Source organism: Bacillus sp. 05T31 (assembly GCF_056396725.1).
Genome location: NZ_JBFTMA010000173.1, coordinates 1 through 7,749, shown reverse-complemented (window position 1 = coordinate 7,749; position 7,749 = coordinate 1). Strand labels below are relative to the sequence as shown.

Annotated in this window: 7 protein-coding genes and 2 pseudogenes; 8 read left to right on the top strand and 1 reads right to left on the bottom strand. The window is 36.7% G+C overall.

Annotated elements, in window-relative coordinates; translation table 11 throughout:
* The 6 genes from AC1DJR_RS12965 to AC1DJR_RS12940 form a co-directional block, all read left to right on the top strand.
* A partial coding sequence (locus AC1DJR_RS12965; RefSeq protein WP_477002764.1) for an ABC transporter ATP-binding protein occupies positions 1-1,032 on the top strand: 1,032 nt, incomplete at its 5' end.
* A gap of 379 nt (positions 1,033-1,411) precedes the next feature.
* Complete coding sequence (locus AC1DJR_RS12960) at positions 1,412-3,130, top strand: alpha-keto acid decarboxylase family protein (RefSeq protein WP_131246258.1); 1,719 nt, start codon at positions 1,412-1,414, stop codon at positions 3,128-3,130.
* A gap of 91 nt (positions 3,131-3,221) precedes the next feature.
* Complete coding sequence (locus AC1DJR_RS12955) at positions 3,222-4,652, top strand: PQQ-dependent sugar dehydrogenase (RefSeq protein ID WP_477002763.1); 1,431 nt, start codon at positions 3,222-3,224, stop codon at positions 4,650-4,652.
* A gap of 197 nt (positions 4,653-4,849) precedes the next feature.
* Positions 4,850-5,422 (top strand): hypothetical protein, encoded by a 573-nt coding sequence (locus AC1DJR_RS12950; RefSeq protein ID WP_477002762.1) that lies wholly within the window; start codon positions 4,850-4,852, stop codon positions 5,420-5,422.
* Between the two features lie 68 nt (positions 5,423-5,490).
* Positions 5,491-6,054 carry a GNAT family N-acetyltransferase gene (locus tag AC1DJR_RS12945; RefSeq protein ID WP_477002761.1) on the top strand — a complete coding sequence of 188 codons (564 nt, stop codon included), beginning with the start codon at positions 5,491-5,493 and terminating at the stop codon, positions 6,052-6,054.
* A gap of 77 nt (positions 6,055-6,131) precedes the next feature.
* Positions 6,132-6,512 carry a nucleotide excision repair endonuclease gene (locus AC1DJR_RS12940; RefSeq protein ID WP_001048946.1) on the top strand — a complete coding sequence of 127 codons (381 nt, stop codon included), beginning with the start codon at positions 6,132-6,134 and terminating at the stop codon, positions 6,510-6,512.
* 49 nt (positions 6,513-6,561) lie between these two features.
* Here AC1DJR_RS12940 and AC1DJR_RS12935 read toward each other — a convergent pair whose 3' ends face one another.
* Complete coding sequence (locus AC1DJR_RS12935) at positions 6,562-6,768, bottom strand: hypothetical protein (protein ID WP_002141925.1); 207 nt, start codon at positions 6,766-6,768, stop codon at positions 6,562-6,564.
* Between AC1DJR_RS12935 and AC1DJR_RS12930 the strand changes: the two are divergent.
* Together AC1DJR_RS12930 and AC1DJR_RS12925 are read left to right on the top strand one after the other, a co-directional pair.
* Positions 6,767-7,318 (top strand): annotated as a pseudogene (locus AC1DJR_RS12930) (undecaprenyl-diphosphate phosphatase); the annotation flags it as partial. The gene AC1DJR_RS12935 and the pseudogene AC1DJR_RS12930 sit on opposite strands and share 2 nt — an antisense overlap.
* A gap of 71 nt (positions 7,319-7,389) precedes the next feature.
* Positions 7,390-7,749: pseudogene (locus tag AC1DJR_RS12925) on the top strand (glutamate synthase); the annotation flags it as partial.

Sequence of the window (7,749 nt, the reverse complement as noted above, 5' to 3'; positions counted from 1 at the left end):
TCTCAATTTTTATCTGGAATGATGATGCCGATTATGACATTTATCGGTAATATCGGTTACGTCGCTGTATCTATTTTAGGTGGATGGCTTGCGGTAAAGAGAACCATCGCAGTTGGAGACATTTTAGCCTTTGTGCAATATGTTAGAAGCTTTACGCAACCAATCGCTCAAGTAGCACAAATCGCGAACGTACTTCAATCTACTGCAGCTGCTGCAGAAAGAGTCTTCGAATTTTTAGAAGAAGAAGAGGAAGTGCCAGAAGCAGAAAATCCAGTGAAGCTGCAAAAAGTTCAAGGAGAAGTTASCTTCCAAGATGTTCAATTTGGATACAATCCAGATAAGATCATCATCAATAATTTCTCATCTAACATTAAACCTGGACAAAAGGTAGCAATCGTCGGACCAACCGGAGCTGGTAAAACAACGATTGTAAAACTGTTAATGCGTTTCTATGACATAAACAGCGGTGCAATATGTATCGACGGTCACGATATAAAAGACTTCACGCGAGAAGACCTGCGCAACATGTTTGGTATGGTACTTCAAGACACTTGGCTATTTAACGGCTCCATCATGGAAAATATACGTTACGGTAGACTCGATGCTACAGACGAAGAAGTAATTGAAGCAGCGAAAGCAGCTCACGTTCACAACTTCGTAAAAACATTACCAAATAAATATCAAATGGAACTAAACGAAGAAGCAAGCAACGTATCCCAAGGACAAAAGCAACTACTAACAATTGCACGTGCCCTTATAGCGGATCCGAAAATATTAATACTCGATGAAGCAACAAGCTCCATTGACACTCGTACAGAAGTACTGATTCAAAAAGCGATGGAAAACCTTATGGAAGGTAGAACAAGCTTCATTATCGCTCATAGATTATCAACAATACGTGATGCAGATTTAATCCTTGTCATGAAAGACGGAGATATTGTAGAACAAGGTAATCATGAAGAGTTATTGAAAGCTGATGGTTTCTATGCTTCGCTTTATAATAGTCAGTTTGAAGGTGCGGATGCTTCTTGAGTTAGGTGAAAGTCCATTTAAATAACTAAACCCACGAAGAAAATGCATTTTCTTCGTGGATTTTTATTATTTTTAAGGTTCTGTTACAAAATTTTAAAAAGTAAGCTAGACTTTTGCAAAACAGAGTGAGGAGCATGATAAATGGGATGTTTTAAAGGGAAACAATTTAAAAAGAATATTAGAAGATTAATTAATACATTTTTGTAATGTTTTAGTGTTTCTCCTCCTTCTCTTGTTTTATGAATATCTCCAAAGATAAGGAGCATTTCTTCCTGATTAATTGTTGCACAACGGATAACCGGTTTAATTAAAGGGAATTATCAAAAAGGGTACTATAAAATAAAACAAGCCCAAGAAATAGATAAGGAGTGAGCAAGCGATGGACAACATGATWAATACGGGCAGCTTTGGTTTACAAAGGGGACCTGATCAAAAAACGGTTGGCCAGTATTTGTTCGATTGCCTGAAACTCGAGGGCATTACCGAAATTTTTGGTGTCGCAGGGGACTATAATTTTACACTTCTTGATACTTTGGAGTGTTATAACGGCATCCGTTTTATAGAAGGACGAAATGAACTAAACTCGGGCTACGCTGCAGATGGCTATGCAAGAATCAAAGGAATATCGGCTCTTATTACGACATTTGGGGTCGGGGAGCTCAGTGCATGCAATGCGATAGCGGGAGCCAACAGCGAGCATGTGCCCATTATACACATTGTGGGTGCGCCTCCTGAGAAGGATCAAAAAGAGCATAAGCTTATGCATCACACCTTAATGGATGGGAATTTTGACGTTTTTCGCAAGGTGTATGAGCAGATTACGGCATATACCGCGGTGCTTACGCCGGAAAATGCCAAGATTGAAATTCAGACTGCGATTCGCATTGCTAAGGAAAAGAAAAAGCCGGTATACCTGGTTGTGGCTAATGATTTAGTGACCAAGCCAATTAAAGTCTGGGCAGAACCGGTACCACCACGTCCAACATCCAAYCCGAATACCCTTCAGGCTGCAGTGAATCATGTCCGTCCGCTTTTGGAACGTTCCCACCGACCAGTTATCTTGGTGGATGTGAAAACGATGCGATTCGGCCTTCAGACAGCGACTCGGCAGCTAGCCGATGCAATGAATGTGCCTGTTGTAACGATGATGTATGGGAAGGGAGGATTCGACGAGAACCATCCAAATTATATCGGAATGTATCAAGGCTCTTTCGGGAGGACTGAAGTCCAAAGTACGGTAGAGAATGCAGATTGTATCATTGCGATTGGCATGGTATGGGCGGACACAAACACCGCAAGTTTTACCGCAAAGCTGAACCCGCTGATAACTGTCAATATTCAACCGGATATAGTTAAAATCGCTGAGGCGGAATATCCGAATGTTCTTGCATCCGACATGCTACTTGCCGTTCAAAAGGTGGGTTATACCGGTAAAGGTTTGACAAAAAAATTGTCATTCCCTTATGAGCAATTCACAACTATTGCCGACGGACCTCTAATGGCGGACGGCTATTATCCGAGTTTTCAGCGTATGCTGAAAGAGGGTGATATTGTAATCGCCGAGACCGGAACGTTCTATTATGGAATGGGAGAGGTAAGACTGCCGGGCAATGTAACATATATTGGACAAGGTGGATGGCAGTCCATCGGTTACGCAATCCCTTCGGCGTTTGGTGCTATTATGGCCGCGCCGGAACGCCGAGTATTGGTGTTTACAGGTGACGGTGCCCTGCAGCTAACGGCACAGGAAATCAGTTCTATGCTCTATTACGGCTGCAAGCCTATAATCTTTATTTTGAACAACGATGGTTATACAATCGAGAGATATTTAAATGTCAAAACAGAGGATCAAAAGTACAATCAAATCCCTCGATGGTCTTACACCAAGCTGGCCGAAGCTTTTGGAGGTAACGCGTTTACCGTTACGGTCCAGACCTATGGAGAGCTTGATCAGGCTATAATCCATGTTGAAAAGGAAAGCGCCAAAAGACTCTGTATAATTGAAATGATCGCAGGGAATCCAATGGACGCACCTGAATATATGCGACGGATGCGTAGTTATATGGAGAAGCAGGAAAAGCAGCGCAGCCAGAAATAATATCCAATTCTCTAGTCCCTAATTGGATACTAATTGAACAGTTCTAATCATATTCTTTTAATAAAACGCAATTAAAGGGGTGTAAAGTAAGTTGACAAAAGTTAAGGTTAGTTTACGACCCATTGCAAGTAAGTTCAATTTACCTACTGTGTTGAAAACAACTATACTACCAGGTGACTCAATTGAAAGGTTATTTATTGCAACCCAGGTAGGAGAAATCTTTTACATAGGAGACGGAGTTATAAGGAATTTTTTAGATATTCGCCCGCGAATTATCAAATTAGGCACGTTTGAAGAAGGTGTCTCTAGTAGCGGTTATGATGAACGCGGATTGCTAGGACTAGCGTTTCATCCACAATTTTATCAAAACGGTTTATTTTACCTTCATTATTCAGTAGCTGGCACTCAAGGTCCGGGTGCCCTTTCTGAACCTTTTAAACCTAATCCGTGTGATCCGAAAACTTTAAACTTAAAGTGGGTAAATAGAGATACTCAATATGATCATATTGATACGGTTGAGGAATGGATTTTACAATCACATAGTCAACCTCAAAAACGGCGGACATTACTTAACATAAGAAGGCCCTTTTTTAATCATAACGGAGTCAATAGTTTAAACTTTTCACCTGAGAGTGGAAAACTTGTTTTTACAAATGGAGATGGTGGATCGGGTTATGATCCATTTAATTTAAGCCAGGATGATTTAGAAATAGCGGGCAAAATAATTGAAATTGATGTAAGTAAAAATACATTCATAAATAACCCTCCAGTAGTTACACGCTTTAATGAGTTTCCTTTATCTATACAAGAAACACTTACAGTAATTGCGAAAGGAGTTCGGAATATAACAGGTATTTCATTTCAAAGGTTTTATAATCAATATATCAAATATGCTGGAAATGTCGGGCAGGATATTGTAGAGTCTATTTTTTCGTTTGTTCATTATAAACCCATACCGGTTACCGAACTTGTTCAAACGCATTTAATGAGATCCACTCCCAATCAAGATGGATTTATTAATTTTGGTTGGCGAGGATGGGAAGGAGAATTTCCTACTTCTTTTATAAGGCACTGTTCTGAGAATCCTACTTTGGATGAGAGAACAATGGCTTATTATAATGAAACAATAGAAACATCAGTGAGGCGCATACAGCCCCTAATTAGTTATTTTCATAAAGATTCCAGAGCAGATAAGTTTGGAGGAACCTCACTTACAGGAGTACAACCATATATGGGAACTACAATTCCTAGTTTAACTGGTAATATCGTGTTTACTGATCTTGCTAAGAAAGAAGAATTTCAATCTCCAGTAAAGGGAGTGTTAGCTTTTACTAGAGCAGCTCTAGACGGGAAACGTAATGATTTTCATGTTATTGAAACCAATTATGATTTTGGTGCTCAAGCAGCTTATTATATGAGCTTGGGAACAAACGGAGATCAAACTAGATTATATTTAGGGGTTTATGGATCTATGAAAGTAACGGATTTTAACAAAGGTACTATTTTTGAAATTGTTCCATGATACGGTATAAACTCTTAGTCTAAAAATATATGGAATTCACACCTTTTCAAACGCACGACTTAGAGCCTCTTAAAAACCTTCTATGGATAAACATCTATTGTATAGTGATTCCTAACAAGCAGAAAGTAAAACATAACCAATAAGTATATGAATAAAAATAGAAAGTGGTGAATTAGGTCTTTTTAGGGGGGAATTTGATGAATCACTTTAGAAGCTATTGGTATCAATTGATGATATCACATGATGTGAACTTAGTTTATAAAAGAARGRTGACKCCTGCAARTAGGTTAGTCATTACAGCATTACTCGGTTCAYTTGCTGCTATTTTTCAATCTGCGGGGAACTTAATCCCTGGAATAGGGTTATTTATTAGTCCTTTCGCGACGCTACCGATTTTTCTGGCTATTTGTTATTCTATTCGTGAGGGAGTATTCTCTTATATTCTTACTATTTTCCTATTATTCATTATTGAGCCAAGTGAACTAATTGTCTTTCCCTTTACTACAGGATTATTAGGTATAGCGTTAGGAGTATCCTTTTTACAATTCAAGAGGAGGATTTGGACAGTTTCTTTTTCAGCATTATGTCTACTTATAGGAATTATGATCGTTCTCGATATATTCCGCTTTCCAGTACTTGGTCCTACTATTCATACGACTATGGATATAAAAGTTATTACATTAATATTTATACTGAGTTTTCTATACTGCTGGATCTATGCAGAGYTGTGTAGAATAATAATGAATAGAGTATATAAAGTATGGTCTTAAYAATTGTATAAAATCTTTTTGAACGAATACACTTTCTCATATATTTTCAAAGATTGGAGATGTAAGCCATGTATAACGTTGAAATTAGAAGGCCGAATTCGGATGATATAGATGAACTATACTTGTTTTTCCGTATAGTTATTACGAATACATATAAAAATGAAGGGTTATCCCAATTATTAGATGACATAGAAAATGAAATTAACACGAAAAAGCAATATTTGAAAAATGATTTTGATAGTAATGGAGAAAGTCGTTACTTTTTATTAGCAATAGATACAAGTAACGATAAAATCATTGGAACGATTGAAATCGGTCCAGCAAGTACATTGATTAATAGTTGTACAGACGGTGTACTGAAGGATTTGTATGAAATAGGAACTGTATTTATACTTCCGGAGTATCAAAGAAAAGGTATAGGGAGTTTACTACTAAATACAATGTATCTTACATTACTTAGCAGAGGAATAACCGAATGCTGTTTAGATAGTGGATACAAAAAAGCACAAAGTATATGGACAAAAAAGTTTGGAAAACCTAGTTATGTGCTGAAGGATTATTGGGGCGAATCAAACGATCATATGATTTGGAAAAAAAGTTTACATGATATACCTATAATATTTGAATTATAAAATAAAATATCTCTCTTAACATAGCTTTTCTTACATACTTATGCTATTATTTATCTTTATAATAAAAGAGGACGTGAATGAACTTGATTAAAATTAATATTCCTGAAGCTGATGTTTCCATTACTGAACGTAACCAAGTTATTAAAGGAGACGAGCCATTAATTACTCCAATTAACGGTTTTATCGATTTCCACTTGTTCCCTAGAGATAAAGGCGGCATTTTTATGTTTTACAATATTAATGACGAACTTCTTTTCGTAGGTAAAGCTCGTAAAATTAGACAACGTATTAAAAAGCATTTTGAAGATAATGTTTCACCAATTAAAAATCACCGTGATGAAGTATACCGCATTGATGCATGTATCGTAGAAGATCCAACAGAAAGAGAAATTTACGAAACTTACATTATTAATGAATATAAAGCAAAATATAACGTTGATAAAGTGTTCTATAAATAAGTAACAAAAAACAATCCTAGCACATATACTGGGATTGTTTTTTTGTGTTTCATTCCTCATTTCTTTCTCCTTTTTTAAAATGATTAGCAGCAATTAAACAGAAAAGCCCTATAAATAAAGTTATTATTCCAAGCGTTTTATGTTTCCCTTCAAAAAAAGGAATATCCGAAATAACATTTGTCATACATAACCCAATAAACACAAGGATAGGTCCTGCCCAAAGTAATATATTGCCGAATTTTGTATGTTGCCACATGCTTATTGTYGGGACGATACCTGCRGTTGTAATCGGATTGTTATTTAAAGACTTCTTTGAAGATATTTCAAAAACAGGTATTACGATTGGATGGGAGTTTTTAGTGACAGGTTTCTTTCTCTACATGGCCGATAAACAAAAAAACGGTCGTAAAAAAATGGATGACATTACATATAAAGATGCATTTATCATCGGTTCATTTCAAGCGGCTGCTATTTTCCCAGCAATTTCTCGCTCTGGTATGACAATCGTCGCTGCTTTATGGAGAAAACTAGACCGTGAAACAGCAGCATATTTTTCGTTTTTATTATCTACGCCAGCAATAGTCGGAGCWATCATCTTGCAATTTGCAGATGTTTATCAAGGGAAAGCAGAATCTATTTCTAGTACATCTTTAATTGTCGGCACGTTATCAGCAGCGTTTTTTGGTTACATAGCTGTTTCATGGATGATTCAATATTTAAAACGTCACTCCTTAAAAGTATTCGCGTATTACGTATGGGGATTAGGTATTTTAATTTTAACGTTGCAATTTACTCATGTGTTTTAATTTAGTAATTCTTCGTTTAGATCCTGTTTCATTCATACAAGGCAGGATCTTTTTTCATTAAGGGGGTAAATATGTTTAATAAGGCTATCGTTATTGGCGGAAGTATAGCAGGAAAACTCGCAGCAAAAGCATTATCAACTTCTTTTAAAGAAGTAATCATTATAGAAGTCAGCGAAAGATGGGATGGAAAAGCTTTGAGAAAAAGAGTTTCACAAAGTAATCATCCTCATGTGTTATTAAAAGGTGGAGAAAATGCAATCGAGGAATTGTTTCCTACTATTACTAATGAATTAATAGAAGCAGGCAGCATCGTAAATAACTTTACTCGTGATATAAAATGGCATCAATTTGGTTTATGGAAACAACCATTCATAGGAGAAGTGCATATGATTCAACAAAGTAGGCTTTTGCTTGAATGGCATATCCAAAAA